Source organism: Vibrio algicola (genome assembly GCF_009601765.2).
Classification (GTDB): Bacteria; Pseudomonadota; Gammaproteobacteria; order Enterobacterales; family Vibrionaceae; genus Vibrio; species Vibrio algicola.
Map to the genome: position 1 here is coordinate 647,810 of NZ_CP045699.1, position 17,927 is coordinate 665,736.

At 42.3% G+C, this 17,927-nt stretch carries 15 protein-coding genes; all 15 read left to right on the forward strand.

Translation table 11 applies throughout. The annotated features are described in order from the left end of the window. Positions 1-91: 91 nt before the first annotated feature. The 15 genes from tsf to dnaE all read left to right on the forward strand — a co-directional run bounded on the left by tsf (position 92) and on the right by dnaE (position 17,831). A complete protein-coding gene (gene tsf / locus GFB47_RS02915) occupies positions 92-937 on the forward strand; it encodes a translation elongation factor Ts (protein WP_153446426.1) in 846 nt (281 codons plus the stop codon). 206 nt (positions 938-1,143) lie between these two features. Further along, positions 1,144-1,884, forward strand: a complete 741-nt coding sequence (gene pyrH / locus GFB47_RS02920) for a UMP kinase (RefSeq protein WP_153446428.1) — start codon at positions 1,144-1,146, stop codon at positions 1,882-1,884. A gap of 88 nt (positions 1,885-1,972) precedes the next feature. Next, entirely contained in the window at positions 1,973-2,530 is a 558-nt protein-coding gene (gene frr / locus GFB47_RS02925) for a ribosome recycling factor (RefSeq protein WP_153448123.1), read from the forward strand. 125 nt (positions 2,531-2,655) lie between these two features. Further along, positions 2,656-3,414, forward strand: a complete 759-nt coding sequence (locus tag GFB47_RS02930; protein WP_153446430.1) for an isoprenyl transferase — start codon at positions 2,656-2,658, stop codon at positions 3,412-3,414. A 10-nt stretch (positions 3,415-3,424) separates the two neighbouring features. Then, positions 3,425-4,270, forward strand: a complete 846-nt coding sequence (locus GFB47_RS02935; protein WP_153446431.1) for a phosphatidate cytidylyltransferase — start codon at positions 3,425-3,427, stop codon at positions 4,268-4,270. 41 nt (positions 4,271-4,311) lie between these two features. Beyond that, a complete protein-coding gene (gene ispC / locus GFB47_RS02940) occupies positions 4,312-5,514 on the forward strand; it encodes a 1-deoxy-D-xylulose-5-phosphate reductoisomerase (protein WP_153446433.1) in 1,203 nt (400 codons plus the stop codon). Beyond that, on the forward strand, positions 5,514-6,872 hold the full coding sequence (rseP, locus tag GFB47_RS02945) for a sigma E protease regulator RseP (protein WP_153446434.1): 1,359 nt from the start codon (positions 5,514-5,516) through the stop codon (positions 6,870-6,872). Before ispC ends, rseP begins: the two co-directional genes overlap by 1 nt. Before the next feature lie 55 nt (positions 6,873-6,927). Next, complete coding sequence (gene bamA, locus GFB47_RS02950) at positions 6,928-9,357, forward strand: outer membrane protein assembly factor BamA (RefSeq protein ID WP_153448124.1); 2,430 nt, start codon at positions 6,928-6,930, stop codon at positions 9,355-9,357. 23 nt (positions 9,358-9,380) lie between these two features. Then, a complete protein-coding gene (locus GFB47_RS02955) occupies positions 9,381-9,896 on the forward strand; it encodes an OmpH family outer membrane protein (RefSeq protein WP_225874284.1) in 516 nt (171 codons plus the stop codon). 30 nt (positions 9,897-9,926) lie between these two features. Further along, a complete protein-coding gene (gene lpxD, locus GFB47_RS02960) occupies positions 9,927-10,946 on the forward strand; it encodes a UDP-3-O-(3-hydroxymyristoyl)glucosamine N-acyltransferase (protein WP_153446438.1) in 1,020 nt (339 codons plus the stop codon). A 125-nt stretch (positions 10,947-11,071) separates the two neighbouring features. Continuing rightward, complete coding sequence (gene fabZ, locus GFB47_RS02965; protein WP_153446439.1) at positions 11,072-11,524, forward strand: 3-hydroxyacyl-ACP dehydratase FabZ; 453 nt, start codon at positions 11,072-11,074, stop codon at positions 11,522-11,524. A gap of 15 nt (positions 11,525-11,539) precedes the next feature. Then, the gene (gene lpxA / locus GFB47_RS02970) at positions 11,540-12,343 is read left to right on the forward strand and encodes an acyl-ACP--UDP-N-acetylglucosamine O-acyltransferase (RefSeq protein WP_153446441.1); all 804 of its coding nucleotides are present in this window, start codon (positions 11,540-11,542) and stop codon (positions 12,341-12,343) included. Positions 12,344-12,431: 88 nt separating this feature from the next. Then, positions 12,432-13,628 carry a lipid-A-disaccharide synthase gene (gene lpxB / locus GFB47_RS02975; protein WP_153446442.1) on the forward strand — a complete coding sequence of 399 codons (1,197 nt, stop codon included), beginning with the start codon at positions 12,432-12,434 and terminating at the stop codon, positions 13,626-13,628. After that, positions 13,625-14,254 carry a ribonuclease HII gene (gene rnhB, locus GFB47_RS02980; protein WP_153446444.1) on the forward strand — a complete coding sequence of 210 codons (630 nt, stop codon included), beginning with the start codon at positions 13,625-13,627 and terminating at the stop codon, positions 14,252-14,254. The genes lpxB and rnhB overlap by 4 nt, the downstream gene beginning before the upstream one ends. A 97-nt stretch (positions 14,255-14,351) precedes the next feature. Continuing rightward, positions 14,352-17,831 (forward strand): DNA polymerase III subunit alpha, encoded by a 3,480-nt coding sequence (gene dnaE / locus GFB47_RS02985; RefSeq protein WP_153446446.1) that lies wholly within the window; start codon positions 14,352-14,354, stop codon positions 17,829-17,831. Positions 17,832-17,927: the final 96 nt, after the last annotated feature.

The following is a 17,927-nucleotide window of genomic DNA, read 5'->3' on the forward strand; positions in this document are numbered from 1 at the left end:
GTTATAGTTAGTAATAGGGGCCATGCTTATTCATTTGAAATTAGCAGGCCCCTGTTTTTTACCATTTTTGGAAACAACCGAGGATTATACAATGGCAACAGTAACAGCTGCTCTAGTTAAAGAATTGCGTGAGCGTACTGGCGCAGGCATGATGGATTGTAAAAAAGCGCTTGTTGAAGCGAATGCTGATATTGAATTAGCAATCGAAAACATGCGTAAAAGCGGTGCTGCAAAAGCGGCTAAAAAAGCGGGTAACGTTGCTGCTGAAGGTACTATCCTAATTAAAGAAGGCGAAGGTTTCGCAGCACTTCTAGAAGTGAACTGTCAGACTGACTTCGTAGCAAAAGATGCTAACTTCCTAGGTTTTGCTAACTCTGTTCTTGACGCAGCAATCGCTGAACGTCTTGACGTTGAAGCACTTCAAGCTAAGTTTGAAGAAACACGTATTGCTCTAGTCGCTAAAATCGGTGAAAACATCGGCGTTCGTCGCGTTGTTTACATTGAAGGCGCTAAAGTAGGTTCATACCGTCACGGCGAGCGTATTGGCGTAGTTGTTGCGGGTGATGCAGACGAAGAAACTATCAAGCACGTTGCAATGCACGTTGCAGCTTCTAAGCCTGAATACGTAAACCCTGAAGATGTTCCAGCAGACGTGGTAGCTAAAGAGAAAGCGGTTCAAGTTGAAATCGCAATGAACGAAGGCAAACCACAAGAAATCGCTGAAAAAATGGTCGTTGGCCGCATGAAGAAATTTACTGGTGAGGTTTCTCTTACTGGTCAAGCATTCATCATGGAACCTAAGAAAACTGTTGGTGAATTCTTGAAAGAGAAAGGCGCTACAGTAACTAGCTTCGTACGTTTAGAAGTTGGTGAAGGTATCGAGAAAAAAGCTGAAATGAGCTTTGCTGATGAAGTTGCAGCGGTACAAAAAGGTTAATCCCTGTTTTGTATAGCGAACCTAAAGGACCGTAGCCATGCTGCGGTCTTTTTGTAATAAGTTTTTAATTGTTATGAATAAATAACGAAATTACTAATCTCGACACTGTTTATTAATGCTTAAGTGAAAAGTGTTACAAGCGATGAGAATAGGATGATGTTTATCCATAACAGTTAATCAAATCACATTATTTGAGGGTACACTCCATGACAACGAATCCTAAGCCTGCATATCAACGTATTTTGTTAAAACTCAGTGGTGAAGCCTTACAAGGTGCTGAAGGTTTTGGTATTGATCCAACGGTTTTAGACCGCATGGCTCAAGAAGTGAAAGAGTTAGTCGAACTTGGTGTTCAAGTCGGTGTCGTGATTGGCGGCGGAAACTTATTCCGTGGCGCTGGTCTTGCAGAAGCTGGCATGAACCGTGTTGTGGGCGATCATATGGGTATGTTGGCAACCGTGATGAATGGTTTAGCCATGCGTGATGCACTTCACCGTGCTTACGTTAATGCGCGTGTTATGTCTGCCATTCCACTTAAAGGTGTATGTGATGATTACAACTGGGCCGATGCGATTAGCCAATTACGTCAAGGTCGTGTGGTTATTTTCTCTGCCGGTACAGGCAATCCTTTCTTTACTACCGATTCTGCAGCGTGTTTACGCGGGATTGAAATTGAAGCAGATGTAGTATTAAAAGCCACCAAAGTGGATGGTGTTTATACAGCCGATCCTGTGGCTAACCCAGATGCAGTTTTGTGTGATAAGCTAACCTACAACAGCGTATTAGATAAAGAATTAAAAGTAATGGACTTAGCTGCCTTTACTTTAGCTCGTGACCATAAAATGCCAATCCGCGTATTTAACATGAACAAGCCTGGGGCACTACGTCGCGTGGTAATGGGTGAGCAAGAAGGCACATTAATTAGCGATACTGATCAAGCTGAATAAGTTTGACCTGGCAATTAATCGATGGAACTGATACTAAACAGAGTGGATGGATTCATTCGCTTTAACAGATAAAACACAAGGTGATATTGTGATTAACGAAATTCAAAAAGACGCTCAAGAGCGCATGCTAAAAAGTGTCGATGCACTTAAAGGTAACCTATCAAAAATTCGTACCGGTCGCGCGCACCCAAGTATTCTACAAAATATCTCGGTTGAATATTACGGCGCACCAACACCGCTTAATCAACTTGCCAATATCATAGCCGAAGATGCACGTACTCTGGCTATTACGGTTTTTGATAAAGAGCTAACCCCAGCGGTAGAAAAAGCAATCATGAAGTCTGATCTGGGTTTAAATCCAATGTCAGCCGGTACCGTTATTCGTGTTCCACTTCCAGCATTAACCGAAGAACGTCGTAAAGATCTGGTTAAGATCGTACGTGCGGAAGCGGAAGGCGGTCGTGTCGCTGTGCGTAACATCCGTCGTGATGCTAATGGTGACTTTAAATCATTACTGAAAGATAAAGAGATTTCAGAAGATGAAGATCGTAAAGCACAAGAAGATATTCAAAAAATCACTGATGTCGCAATTAAAAACATTGATGAGCTGCTAGCGGTTAAAGAAAAAGAGTTAATGGAAGTTTAATTTTTTTAAGTATAAAGCGCTATGCAGGCTTGTTCTACCTTGCCCAGCATAGCGTTTTTTAATTTTGCCACTCCGCTATTTGGACATTCCTTTTAATAGTCGGATTTATTCTAAAAGATATTGATATGGCCGATCCCCAAGTTTCAGCAGAACTTTTACCGCAACATATTGCCATCATTATGGACGGTAATGGACGTTGGGCAAAGCAACAAGGTAAACCTAGACTTTATGGGCACCGTGTTGCGGTAAAAGCTGTGCGAGAAACGATCAGTACCGCATCTCGTTTGGGCATTCAAGCGGTGACATTATTTGCATTTAGCAGTGAAAACTGGAGAAGACCTCAAGAAGAAGTCAGTTTATTAATGGACTTGTTCATGATGGTATTGACCCGGGAAGTAAAAAAGCTGCATAAAAATAATTTAAAATTGCAGATCATTGGCGACAAAACTCGGTTTAGTTCACCATTGCAAATAAAAATAGCGAAAGCTGAAGCCTTGACCCAAAATAATACGGGTACGGTCGTTAACGTAGCCGCTAACTATGGCGGCAAATGGGATATAACCCAAGCAGTTAAACAATTAGCCATGACGGTTGATAGCGGTGAACTTGCGCCAGCAGACATCACCGAAGAAACAATTTCTCAGTACTTGTGTTTATCTGATTTGCCGGATGTCGATTTGATGATCCGCACCAGTGGTGAATGCCGCATTAGCAATTTCTTATTATGGCAAATGGCCTATGCAGAATTGTATTTTACCGATTTATTTTGGCCAGATTTTGGTGAGCAGCCATTATTAGATGCCATTACTTGGTTTATTAACCGTGAAAGACGTTTTGGTTGTACCAGTGAACAATTGCAATTATTTATGAGCCAAACCGCGTAAGGATAACAGTTTGAAACAAAGAATTATTACCGCCTTGATTTTAGCCCCGTTGGTTGTATTGGGTATTTTCCTGCTGCCTATTCCATTTTTTATTCTCGCGTTAACCGCGATTGCCATGCTTGGTTTTTGGGAGTGGACCCAATTTGTCGAACCAAAATCTCGTATAATGAGCCTTCTCCCAGCGTTGGTTGCTGTAGCCGCAAGTTTTTTCTTTATTCCATTTGATAGTGTCAGTTTGGGGCAAGCTTCAGACGTTCATTACGCAATTTTATCAACCGGCAGTATGTGGTGGTTAGTGGCAAGTTTGTTAGCCTTAACCTATCCTAGAAGTACCTGTGTATGGCAAAAAAACATCCCATTACGACATATTTTTGGCATTTTATCCCTACTGCCGTTTTTATGGAGCGTGTTTATGCTACGAGCCGTAGATTACGCTTTCGATCCGCTGCATGGTGCTAAACTTGTGATGTATGTTTGTTTACTGGTTTGGGCAGCTGATACGGGGGCGTATTTTACCGGTAAAGCTATTGGAAAGCACAAAATGGCACCCAAAGTCAGCCCCAATAAAACCATTGAAGGTTTGCTAGGTGGCGTGGTGTTGGCGATGGTCATTGGTTGGTTTGTGGCTAAATTATTTAATATTCATTTTGCTAGCCTGACCACGATGTTGTTGATCACCTTTGTTACCGTAGTGATCTCGGTGTTGGGTGACCTCGTTGAGAGCATGTTTAAGCGTGTTTCAAATATTAAAGACAGCAGTAATATTATCCCTGGGCATGGTGGTATTCTTGATAGAATCGATAGTCTAATGGCGGCCTTCCCAGTCTTTGCGCTGTTGTATTTCTTCTGCCAGTAGCTTGTACTGCGTCGTTTCTCTCTTTTTAGTGGTTTGATTTTATGCAAAAGATAACGATTTTAGGTGCAACTGGTTCGATAGGTGAAAGTACGCTTTCCGTTATTGAGCACAATCCTGAACAATTTAGTGTGTATGCCTTAGCGGCAGCATCCAATGTGGATAAAATGTATCAGCTTTGTGTTAAGTGGCAACCTGAATATGCCGCAATGGCCGATGTTAGCGCCGCTTTATTGCTTGAAAAAAAACTTAACGATTCCAATGTCACCACCAGAGTTGTCGCGGGTTTAGAGGGCTTATGTGAAGTGTCCTCTGCCGACGCAGTTGATATGGTGATGGCGGCGATTGTAGGGTCGCCAGGATTATTGCCAACCATGGCCGCAGTAAAAGCAGGTAAACGAATTCTCCTTGCCAATAAAGAAGCACTCGTGATGTCGGGGCAGTTTTTTATTGACGCAGCAAAACACTATGGCGCGCAGATCCTACCGGTTGATAGCGAACATAATGCAATATTTCAATGTTTGTCTCAAAGCGTGCAAACCGATTTAGGTTATTGTGACCTTGATGCGAATGGTGTGCATTCGATTTTACTGACCGGATCTGGTGGACCATTCCGTTATAGTGACATCGCCTCGTTAAGTGATGTGACCCCAGAAATGGCAATTGCGCATCCTAATTGGTCGATGGGCCCTAAAATTTCAGTCGACTCTGCCACTATGATGAACAAAGGCTTAGAGTTTATTGAAGCTAAATGGTTATTTAATGCCAAACAAGAGCAACTCAAAGTCTTGATCCACCCACAATCTGTTATTCATTCTATGGTGCAATACAATGATGGTTCGGTGATTGCTCAAATGGGGGAGCCCGATATGAGAACGCCAATAGCACTGTCGATGTCATATCCAAATCGTATTCCATCCGGCGTAAAACCGATTAATTTTACCCAACTTAATGAATTGACTTTTTTAGCCCCCGATATGGCGAGATACCCCTGCTTACAGCTCGCGATAGATGCTTGCTATACCGGCCAGCATGCCACCACTGCTATTAATGCAGCCAACGAAGTATCGGTTGAGGCATTTTTAAATCGACAACTTAAATTTACCGATATTGCACTCATTAATGAGGCAGTAATGTCGAAAGTGTGTGGCTTATCCACTCTTGATACTCAGAGCTTGGAAAGCTTATTAGAGCTAGATAAAATAGCTCGCCAATACGCAAGAGAATTATCAATAGAGCGTTCATAATGACTAGCATAATATGGAATTTAGCGTCGTTTATCGTCGCGCTTGGCATTTTAGTTGCCGTGCACGAATTTGGTCACTTTTGGGTGGCGCGCCGTTGTGGTGTAAAAGTTGAAAAATTCTCGATTGGTTTTGGTAAATCAATCTGGAGTCGTAAAGCCAAAGATGGGGTGGAATACACTATCGCGATGATCCCGTTGGGGGGCTTTGTAAAAATGCTCGATTCGCGTGTCGATGATGTGCCTGATGAGCAAAAACATCTCGCTTTTGATCATAAAAGCCTCTGGCGTCGTAGTGCGATTGTGGCCGCCGGACCCGCCTTTAATTTTTTGTTTGCCATCCTTGCTTACTGGTTAGTCTTTATGATCGGTGTACCGGCACTTAAACCGGTAATAGGTGATGTCGCTCCCAGTTCTATAGCATCAAAAGCTGGGATCACATCTGGGATGGAACTAAAATCCATTTCTGGTATCGAAACCTCTGATTGGGAGTCTGCTCATATGGCATTGATCTCTCATATCGGAGATAAGCAGATTGTGCTGAAGGTTACTTCGCCACAAGATGTTGGTATTGAAACCAGTATCACCTTGGATACCCAAGATTGGTCTTTTGATCCTGAAACGGATTCAGTAATGCAAACGCTAGGTTTTCAGCCATATCGACCAGCCTTAACCATGGTGATTTCTAATGTCAGTAAAGACAGCGCAGCTGAACAAGCCGGATTTAAAGTTGGTGATAGATTATTAGCGATTAATAATAAACCTGTCACCCAATGGCAAGCTTTTGTTGATGCAGTAAAATTCAGCCCAGAAAAAATGCTTAATTTACAGATTGAGCGTAATGGTCAGCAACAAACAGTGGCATTGATTCCACGATCAAAAACATTAACTGATGGGACTAAAATTGGTTTTGCTGGTATAGCACCATCAATGGAGTCTTGGCCAGAAGAGTACCGGTTTGAGCAAAAATACGGCATTTTTGCGTCAATCCCCAAAGCTATCAATAAAACAGGACAAATCATTGATTTAACCATTACAATGGTCAAGAAACTGTTTACTGGCGATGTCGGAATTAATAACTTAAGTGGTCCTATCACAATAGCGAAGGGCGCTGGAGCAACTGCCGATTATGGCTTAGTGTACTTTTTAGGGTTTTTAGCGCTAATCAGTGTTAATTTAGGTATTATTAACTTAATGCCGCTCCCCGTTTTAGACGGTGGGCACTTGTTATTTTTTGCAATTGAAGCCATTATTCGCCGACCTGTTCCCGAGAAGGTACAAGAGATTGGTTATCGTATTGGTAGTACAGCTATTTTCGCTTTAATGTTAATAGCCATTTTTAATGATTTTGCTCGCCTGTAGTGCCAGTAGTGGTTTTAATAAGGCATAGATGTCTAAAGGATTTATGAACAAGTTTATAGCGATCAAGCGCATTTGGATTTTAGCTTTACTGATAGTTAGTTCAGTAGCTCACGCCGACGCATTTAAGGTGTCGGATATTAAAATTGAAGGCTTACAGCGCGTTGCACTCGGTGCCGTGCTATTAAAGATGCCTGTCCGTGTCGGTGATAGTGTCGATGAGCAGGATGCTTCTGCAATTATTAATGCCTTATATTCTTCAGGTAACTTTGAAGATGTGAAGGTGTATCGTGATGGCACCGTTTTGTTATTGAAAGTAAAAGAGCGCCCAACCATTGCTGATATTTCTTTCTCTGGCAATAAAGCGATCAAAGATGAGCAGCTACAACAAAACCTTGATGCTTCTGGTATCCGTGTCGGTGAAGCTCTGGACCGCACTAAATTAAGTACCATAGAAAAAGGGTTAGAAGACTTTTATTACAGTGTGGGTAAATACAACGCCACAGTGAAAGCGGTCGTCACCCCGCTGCCTCGTAACCGTTCCGATCTTAAGTTTGTCTTTACTGAGGGGGTTTCGGCCAAAATCCAACAAATTAACTTTATCGGTAATAAAGTGTTTACCGATGATCAGCTAGAATCGCGTTTTGATCTTAATGCCGATGTGCCATGGTGGAACTTTCTCGCCGATGGAAAGTATCAAAAACAAGTGCTAGCAGGTGATATTGAAAACCTCAAAACCTATTATTTTGATCGCGGTTATTTAAAGTTCCGTGTGACGTCTACCCAAGTTTCGATCTCACCGGATAAAAAAGGCGTGTATATCACGCTCAATGTGACTGAGGGTGAACCTTATATCATTAAAGGTGTGAAGTTTCGTGGTGATTTAATTGGCAAAAAAGATGACTTTAAAGCCATGATCCCATTTGAAGATGGGGATACTTATAACGGCTCTTTAGTGACCAATCTTGAAGATGGGATTAAAAAAACCTTAGGTGAATCTGGCTATGCTTATCCAAAAGTACAAACGATTCCTGAATTTAATGATAAAACTAAAGAAGTTTCCCTAACAGTGCAAATCGATCCGGGTAGCCGCATGTATGTGCGTGATATTCGTTTTACCGGTAATACCATTACTAAAGATGAAGTATTGCGTCGTGAAATGCGTCAAATGGAAAGTTCGTGGTTAAATTCTAAATCGGTGGATACTGGTAAAGCGCGTTTGAATCGTTTAGGTTTCTTTGAAAAGGTAGATGTACAAACTCAGCGTGTACCAGGTACCGATGACCAAGTCGATGTAGTGTACAAAGTAAAAGAAGCTAACTCAGGTAGTATGAACTTTGGTATTGGTTACGGTACTGAATCCGGGGTGAGTTTTCAGGTTGGCCTACAACAAGATAACTTCCTAGGTACCGGTAATAAGATTGGTATTAATGCCATGACCAATGATTACCAGAAAAACATTAGCTTGGACTATCGCGACCCGTTCTGGACATTGGATGGCGTAAGTTTTGGCGGTAAAATATTCTATAATGAATTCGAAGCATCTGAAGCGGGTATTGTCGATTATACCAATGAAAGTTACGGTACTAGCTTGACTTGGGGTTTCCCTATGGATGAGCTGAACTTTATTGAATTAGGGGTCGGCTATACCCATAACAAAATCTCGAATCTTGACCCTTATGTACAGAACGAAGGATTCCTTACCACTCAAGAAGCGGCGGGAAATTATGATCAAGAATCAGGTGAGCTAAATGTTAATGACTATGATATCAACATTTCATGGACACGAAATAACTTAAACAAGGGGTATTTCCCAACGGCGGGTAACCACCAAAGAGCCTTCTTCAAGATCACAACACCAGGCTCGGATGTGCCATATTATAAAGTTCAGTATGATGCTAAACAGTACATTCCGTTGACTAAAAAGCAAGATTTCACCGTATTATTACGTGGACGTTTAGGTTACGGTAATGGCTATGGTTCAGAGAATGGTAATGATAACGTGTTCCCATTCTATGAAAACTATTATTCAGGTGGTTTCTCTACTCTGCGTGGTTTTGGATCAAACTCAGCCGGTCCGAAAGCTGTGTATGATGAAGGTGGTTCAACTGGTGGTAACAACCCTAACTATGTTGCAACCGATAATTCAGTCGGTGGTAATGCCACTATGGTTGCCAGTGTTGAGTTGATCGTACCAACACCGTTTGTATCAGAAGAGTTGGAAAATTCATTGCGCACTAGTATCTTTGTTGATGCTGCCAGTGTGTGGGATACTCAGTTTAACTACTTAGAACCGGGTAATAATATGGCGGGTAAGAAGTATTACTACGATTACTCAGACCCGTGGAATTTCCGTTATTCTGCCGGTGTGGCAATGCAATGGATGTCACCAATGGGACCACTTGTGTTCTCAATTGCGACACCACTTAAAATTTATGAAGGTGATGATGATGAATTCTTTACCTTTACTATTGGACAAACATTCTAATTTTAGATTCTCTTTGTAAGGAAATGATTGTGAAAAAATTAATTAAAGTTGCTAGCCTTAGCTTAGTGGTATTGACCGCATCTCTAACTGCGACAGCGGCTCAAGCAGATCAAAAAATTGGCTATGTTGACACAGCAAAAGTATTCCAAACGGTGCCTCAAGTACAAGCTGTAGAACAAAAGCTGGAGAAATCGAGTAAAGACAAACGTGCAGAGTTAGATAAATTGAAAGGTCAAATTCAAGCAAAAGCAGAAAAACTCAAACGTGATGCACAGTTAATGTCATCAAGTGATGTTGATAATCTGCGTATCGATATTCAATCAATGCAAGCCAAGCTAGAAGTGAAAGGTAAATCTTTCCAAGCTGATATGAATAAAATGAAGCAACAAGAAATGCAGAAAATCAATGTGAAGATTAAATCAGCTATTGATAAAGTTGCGAAAAAGCAAGGTTATGATGTTGTGCTAAATGGTCAAGCGCTTGTTTATGCAACGCCGGCAGCTGATATGACTGACGCTGTTATCAAAGAATTAAAATAATTACCATTAATCACTAGAAAGATTCAACCTATGCCAAAACTAACACTTGCTGAATTAGCCACAATTACGGACGCAGAACTACACGGAGACGGTGATTGCATCATATCTTCTGTTGCTGCGATGGATAAAGCAGGTGTTGGTCAAATTACTTTTTTGACCAATGCAAAATACCGTAAACATTTATCCGAGTGTCAGGCAAGTGCGATACTGATCAAAGCTTCTGAGCTGGAAGTCTGTAGCACCAATGCACTCGTAGTAGATGATCCATACATTGCTTATGCCTTAATCGCTCAAGCATTGGATAGCACCCCTAAACCAGCCGATTGTATCGAATCAACCGCTGTGATTGCATCCGATGCGATCCTTGGTGAAGGGGTATGTATTGGTCATTACTCGGTTATCGAAACGGGTGTTGAGCTTGGTGATAATGTGGTGATTGGCGCCGGTTGCTTTATTGGTAAAGATACTAAAATTGCTGCGAATACCACCATATGGGCTAATGTAACCGTTTACCACGGTGTGACGATTGGTGAATCTTGCTTAATTCAAGCGAATACCACCATTGGCGCTGATGGTTTTGGTTATGCTAATGCGCGTGGTGAGTGGATTAAAATTCCTCAAACAGGTGGTGTGGTAATTGGTAACCGTGTTGAGATCGGTTCTTGCAGCACTATTGATCGTGGCGCATTAGATGATACCGTGATTGAAGATAACGTTATTTTAGATAATCATCTTCAAATCGCCCATAACGTCCATATTGGCTATGGCACAGCAATGGCTGGTAGCAGTACGGTTGCGGGTAGTGTTAAAATTGGTAAATATTGCATCATCGGCGGTGCATCTGTGATTAATGGTCATATTGAAATTACCGATGGCGTGACTATTACTGGTATGGGAATGGTGATGCGCAGCATTACTGAAAAAGGGGTCTACTCATCAGGGATCCCATTACAAACTAATAAAGAGTGGCATAGAACCGCGGCTCGCACTTTGAAAATTGATGATATGTACAAACGTCTAAGAGCGGTTGAGAAAAAACTGGCAGACTAAGTTTTATAGTTAAGAGCAACGATTGTTATTTTAGATGGCTCTTAAGATGACAAAAGATCTGCTAGTAGCAGATCTTTTTCGTCTATTATCAATGATATATTAAAAACATTTATAGGAAGTTGATTGTGACTACTGAAAAGAAAACATTAAATATTACAGAAATTAGAGAACTACTGCCTCATCGTTACCCATTTTTGCTAATCGATCGTGTGACCGATTATGAAGAAGGTAAATATCTGATTGGTTTGAAAAATGTTTCTGTTAATGAACCTCAGTTTACAGGCCATTTCCCTCAACTACCGATCTTCCCTGGTGTGCTGATTTTAGAAGCAATGGCACAAGCGACCGGTTTATTGGCCTTTAAAACCTTTGGTGCGCCAAAAGAAAACGAGCTTTATTACTTTGCTAGTATCGATAAAGCGAAGTTCCGTAAGCCGGTAATGCCGGGAGATCAACTGATTATTGAAGTCGAATTTATTAAAGATCGTCGCGGGATCGCGCTGTTTAATGGTGTGGCCAAAGTTGACGGTGAAGTTGTGTGCTCGGCTGAGCTTAAATGCGCGCGTCGTGAATTTTAAAAGGTGACCGCTATTATGAAAACAGCAACAGCGATCCATGAAACGGCTCAAATTCATCCTTCAGTTGTGATTGAAGAAGGCGTGAAAATTGGGGCTAATGTCAAAATCGGTCCGTTTACCTATATTGGTGCCGATGTTGAAATTGGGGAAGGAACCGAAATTTACTCGCATGTTGTGATTAAAGGTCCAACAACCATTGGTAAAGAGAACAAAATTTTCCAGTTTTCCTCTATTGGTGAAGCTTGTCAGGATCTAAAGTATAAAGGTGAACCAACTCGCTTAGAAATTGGTGATCGCAATGTGATCCGTGAAAGCGTGACCATGCACCGTGGTACTACCCAAGATAAGCATATTACCAAAGTTGGCAGCGATAACTTGTTTATGGTTAACGTCCATGTCGCTCACGACTGTGTGATTGGTAATCGTTGTATCTTAGCTAATAACGTGACTTTAGCCGGTCATGTCACGGTCGAAGATTTTGCCATTATTGGCGGTATTTCGGCGGTGCATCAGTTCTGTCATATTGGTCAGCATTGTATGGTTGGCGGCGCTTCTGGTGTGGCACAAGATGTCCCTCCGTTTGTTATCGCGCAAGGTAATCATGCCACTCCGTTTGGAGTTAACTACGAAGGGTTAAAACGTCGTGGTTTTGAAAAAGCAGAAATTCATGCCATTCGCCGAGCTTATAAATCTCTTTACCGTAATAAAAACACCCTAGAAGAAGCAAAAGCAGAAATGGCGCAAGATGCAAAAGAGTATGCTTCTGTGCAAGTGCTGATTGATTTTATCAATAATTCTTCTCGTGGCATTATTCGTTAGTTTACGATTTTAGCCAATAGTCTCAATATTATTGATATAAAAAGGCCTAACCTGTTTAGGCCTTTTTTTGTTTAAAAGGATAAAATGTATGGATCGTCCATTACGAATTGGTGTGGTTGCGGGTGAATTATCAGGTGACACTTTAGGGGCCGGGCTAATCAAAGCGATTAAAGCCCTTCACCCAGATGCTGAGTTTGTCGGTATTGGCGGTCCACAAATGATCGAACAAGGCTGTGATTCTTTGTTTGATATGGAAGAATTGTCAGTGATGGGCTTGGTTGAAGTGCTTGGTCGCTTACCACGTTTACTTAAAGTGAAAAAGACCATTACCAACTATTTTATTGATAATCCGCCCGATGTTTTTATTGGTATTGATGCGCCTGATTTTAATCTGCGAGTGGAATTAGCACTTAAAAAATCGGGAATTAAAACTGTGCATTATGTCAGTCCTTCGGTCTGGGCTTGGCGTCAAAATCGCATTCATGCCATCGCGGCGGCCACCAATTTGGTGTTAGCATTTTTGCCGTTTGAAAAAGCCTTTTATGACAAATTCAACGTGCCTTGTGAATTTATTGGCCATACTTTAGCCGATGCTATTCCACTGCAAACCGATAAATTAGCCGCGCGTCAAAAGCTGAATTTAGATGCCAATAAAACTTGGTTGGCGGTATTACCTGGCAGTCGTAATGCTGAGTTGAAAAAGCTGTGTGAACCTTTCATTCAAACTTGTCAACGATTAGCTCAAAACCATCCTGATCTTGGGTTTGTGGTGGCGCTGGTCAATCAAAAACGTCGTGACCAATTTGAAGCGGCTTGGAAGGAACTTGCGCCAGAGCTGGATTTTAAATTAATTGATGGCACCGCTAGAACAGTGTTAGAAGCTTCCGATGTGGTGATGCTCGCCTCTGGCACGGTGGCATTAGAGTGCATGTTAGTTAATCGCCCTATGGTGGTGGGTTATCGTGTTAATGCATTATCGGCAGCCATTGCCCGTCGAATGTTAAAAACACCTTATGTCTCATTGCCAAATATTTTAGCCGATCAACCATTGGTCAAAGAGCTACTACAAGAAGACTGTACCGTTGATAATTTAAGCGCAGAAATTGAACGCTTAATGAGCGCAGAAGGCGAAGTGATGCAAGCTAAATTCAACCAGATGCATCAGTGGATCCGTAAAGATGCCGATAAACAAGCCGCGCTCGCGGTTTTAACCTTGATTGATCCAACCCTTGTCGATATCAATATTGTCCCTTCAGATCAAAATATAAAAAGTGATGTTTTATGAAAGTAGAATACCCAGAGTTCGAATATCCACAAGGTTTCCTCAATATTGCCGGTGTCGATGAAGTTGGTCGCGGACCCTTGGTTGGCGCCGTGGTCACCGCTGCCGTGATCTTAGATCCAAATAATCCGATTGAAGGGTTAACCGATTCGAAAAAATTATCAGAAAAAAAACGTCTGGCGCTATTCCCCGAAATAAAACAAAAAGCGTTGGCGTGGTCAATTGGCCGTTGTGAAGCATGGGAAATCGATAAACTAAATATTTTACAAGCGACGATGGTGGCGATGCAGCGCGCGGTAGAAGGGTTAGATATTCAACCTGATTTTGTCTTGATTGATGGCAACCGTGTGCCGAACTTAACCATGGCCAGTCAAGCGGTAGTCAAAGGGGATTTACGCGTGGCCGAGATTAGCGCCGCCTCGATCATTGCTAAAGTGACACGCGATCAAGAAATGAAACAACTGGATGTGCAATATCCACAATTTGGTTTTGCCAAGCACAATGGTTATCCGACTAAAGCACACTTAGCCGCGATTGAACAATTTGGTATTAGTCATGATCAAGCTTTACTTGAGCAGTACCGTAAAAGCTATAAGCCGGTAAAGAAGGTTTTAGGACTAACGGATTAATACTTTTTTCATTGTGATGGCTTGCGTTAAGCCGTAAACTTTCATCTATTAAAAATTGAACCACTCAAGCACACAACCTGAGCAAAAATTAAAATTTATGTCTGATCCTAAATTTGTACACCTGCGTATTCACAGTGACTATTCGATGGTCGATGGCCTGTCTAAAGTGCCGCCATTGGTAAAAAAAGTCGCTGAATATGGTATGCCAGCGATGGCGCTCACTGATTTTACTAACTTGTGTGGTTTAGTGAAGTTTTACGGTAATGCGCATAATCATGGCATCAAACCCATTATCGGAGCGGACTTTACCCTTCAATCCGCCGATTTTGGTGATGAACTGACCTCACTCACGATTCTCGCTAAAGATAATGTTGGTTATAACAACCTGACCTTGTTGATTTCAGAAGCCTATCAGCGCGGGCATGTACAGCATCAACCGGTTATTGATAGAGAATGGTTGGTGAATCATAAAGAAGGATTGATCATTCTTTCAGGCGGTCGAGTTGGTGAAATTGGGCGCGCTTTACTGAAAGGCAACAAGCCCTTAGTCGATGGTTGTATCGAATTTTATCAAACTCATTTCGCCGATCATTTCTATTTAGAACTCAGCCGTACCGGTCGCGCCGATGAAGAAAGTTATCTGCATTTTGCCTTAGATCTGGCTGAACAATACAATTTGCCAGTGGTCGCAACCAATGAAGTGGTGTTTCTCTCGGCTGATCAATTTGACGCCCATGAAATTCGGGTGGCAATACATGATGGCTATACCTTAGTCGATCCTCGTCGCCCTAAAAATTACAGCCCGCAACAATACCTGCGCACCGAAGATGAAATGTGCCAGTTGTTTGCCGACATTCCTGAAGCGCTGCAAAACTCGGTTGAAATTGCTAAACGTTGTAATGTTACCGTTCGTTTAGGTGAATACTTCTTACCGAATTTCCCCACCGAAGGGATGTCAATTGAAGACTTCTTGGTCAAAAAATCGCAAGAAGGTTTAGAGCTTCGCTTAGCATTTTTATTTCCAGATGAAAAAGTCAGATTAGAAAAACGCCCAGCTTATGATGAGCGTTTACAGATTGAACTCGACGTAGTGAACCAAATGGGATTCCCCGGTTATTTCTTGATCGTTATGGAATTTATCCAGTGGGCAAAAGATAACGATATTCCAGTTGGACCTGGGCGTGGGTCTGGTGCCGGTTCATTAGTGGCCTATGCCTTGATGATCACCGATTTGGATCCATTGGAATATGACTTACTGTTCGAACGTTTTTTGAATCCAGAACGTGTTTCTATGCCCGATTTCGATATCGACTTTTGTATGGATAAACGCGATCAGGTTATCGATCACGTAGCTGAAATGTATGGTCGTGATGCGGTATCCCAAATTATCACCTTCGGTACGATGGCGGCCAAAGCGGTGATCCGCGATGTGGGCCGCGTGCTCGGTCATCCGTATGGTTTTGTTGATCGTATCTCAAAAATGGTGCCACCGGATCCTGGCATGACACTGGCAAAAGCCTTTGACGCTGAGCCGCAATTAGCTGAAATTTATGCTGCCGATGAAGATGTCAAAGAACTGATCGACATGTGCCGTATTTTGGAAGGTTGTACCCGAAATGCCGGTAAACATGCAGGTGGAGTGGTTATTTCACCCACCACCATCACCGATTTTGCACCAATTTATTGTGACTCAGAAGGCCACTTCCCAGTTACCCAATTTGATAAAAATGACGTCGAAACCGCTGGCTTAGTTAAGTTTGACTTCTTAGGGCTAAGAACGCTAACCATCATTGATTGGGCATTAGGATTAATCAATCCCCGCTTGAAAAAAGAAGGAAAAGAAGCGGTACGGATTGAATCGATCGATCTGCAAGATCCAGCTTGTTTTAAAGTGCTGCAAAATTCAGAAACCACCGCGGTATTCCAGCTTGAATCGCGTGGTATGAAAGATTTGATCAAGCGTCTACAACCGGATAGCTTTGAAGACATTATCGCTTTGGTGGCGCTATTTCGACCGGGGCCGTTGCAATCGGGCATGGTAGATAACTTTATCGACCGTAAACATGGCCGCGAAGAAGTATCATACCCTGATGCAACTTGGCAGCATGAGTCACTAAAAGAAACTTTAGAGCCCACTTACGGCATTATCTTGTATCAAGAACAAGTGATGCAGATCGCCCAGATCTTAGCGGGTTATACCCTAGGTGGCGCCGATATGTTACGTCGTGCGATGGGTAAGAAAAAGCCAGAGGAAATGGCGAAGCAACGTTCGGTATTTAAAGCCGGCGCCGAAAGCATTGGCGTTGATGGCGAACTATCAATGAAAATCTTTGACTTGGTAGAGAAATTTGCCGGTTATGGCTTTAACAAGTCACACTCTGCAGCTTATGCTTTGGTGTCTTATCAAACCCTGTGGTTAAAAACGCATTATCCGGCTGAGTTTATGGCTGCAGTAATGACCGCCGATATGGACAACACCGAAAAAGTGATTGGTTTGGTGGATGAATGTATCCGCATGAAAATCACCTTGCTGCCGCCAGATGTTAACTCCGGCCTCTATCGTTTTAATGTCAATGAAGAAGGCGCAATTGTCTACGGCATTGGTGCGATTAAAGGGGTGGGTGAAGCGCCGATTGAAAATATTATCGCTTGCCGTGAAAAAGGTGGTCATTTTAAAGATTTATTCGATTTCTGTGCACGGGTCGATTTAAAAAAATGCAATAAACGCGTGATTGAGAAGTTAATTCAAGCGGGCGCATTAGATCGGTTAGGACCGCACCGCGCAGCATTGATGGCGTCAATGGAAGAAGCGGTCAAAGCGGCAGGGCAATTTCACCAAGCCGAATCATTTGGCCAATCGGATATGTTTGGGGTATTAACTGAAGCGCCAGAAGAAATCGAACAAGCGTACGCCCAAGTGCCTGAGTGGCCAGAAAAAGTATGGCTTGAAGGTGAGAAAAATACCTTAGGGCTGTATCTAACCGGTCACCCGATTAATGCTTACCTAAAAGAGCTGAACAAATATACTCAATGTCGCCTGAATGATTTACAGCCAACTCGTCGTGATCAATCGTTAACCGTGGCAGGGTTAGTGATCGCATCACGCGTTATGACCACCAAGCGTGGCACCCGAATTGGCTTAATGACATTGGATGATCGATCCGGTCGAGTGGAAGTCATGCTATTCTCAGATGCACTCGACAGGTATGCCGAATTACTCGAAACCGATAAAATAGTGATAGTTTCGGGACAGGTCAGCTTTGATGATTTCAATGGTGGGCTTAAAATGTCGGCGCGAGAAGTCATGAGCTTGGCGGATGCGCGCGAAAAATACGCACGCGGCTTATCGATTTCATTAAATGAAACGCAAATTGATGGCGTATTCTTTGAGCGGTTCACCCGAATTTTAGAACCTTACCGAGCTGGAACTGTGCCGGTCAATATTTATTATCAACGCCAAAATGCCCGAGCAAAGTTGGTGTTAGGCGTTGAATGGCGAGTGACACCAGAAGATGAATTACTCGACCAATTGAAACTTCTTCTCGGTTCTAAGCAAGTAGAACTCGAATTTAACTAAAAAACAGGGCATTATTAACGCATTAGCGAAAATATGCACTGACTGTGTCTTTTATTCGTACTTTGAAGGCGAGTAAAAAGCAACTAAATGATATTA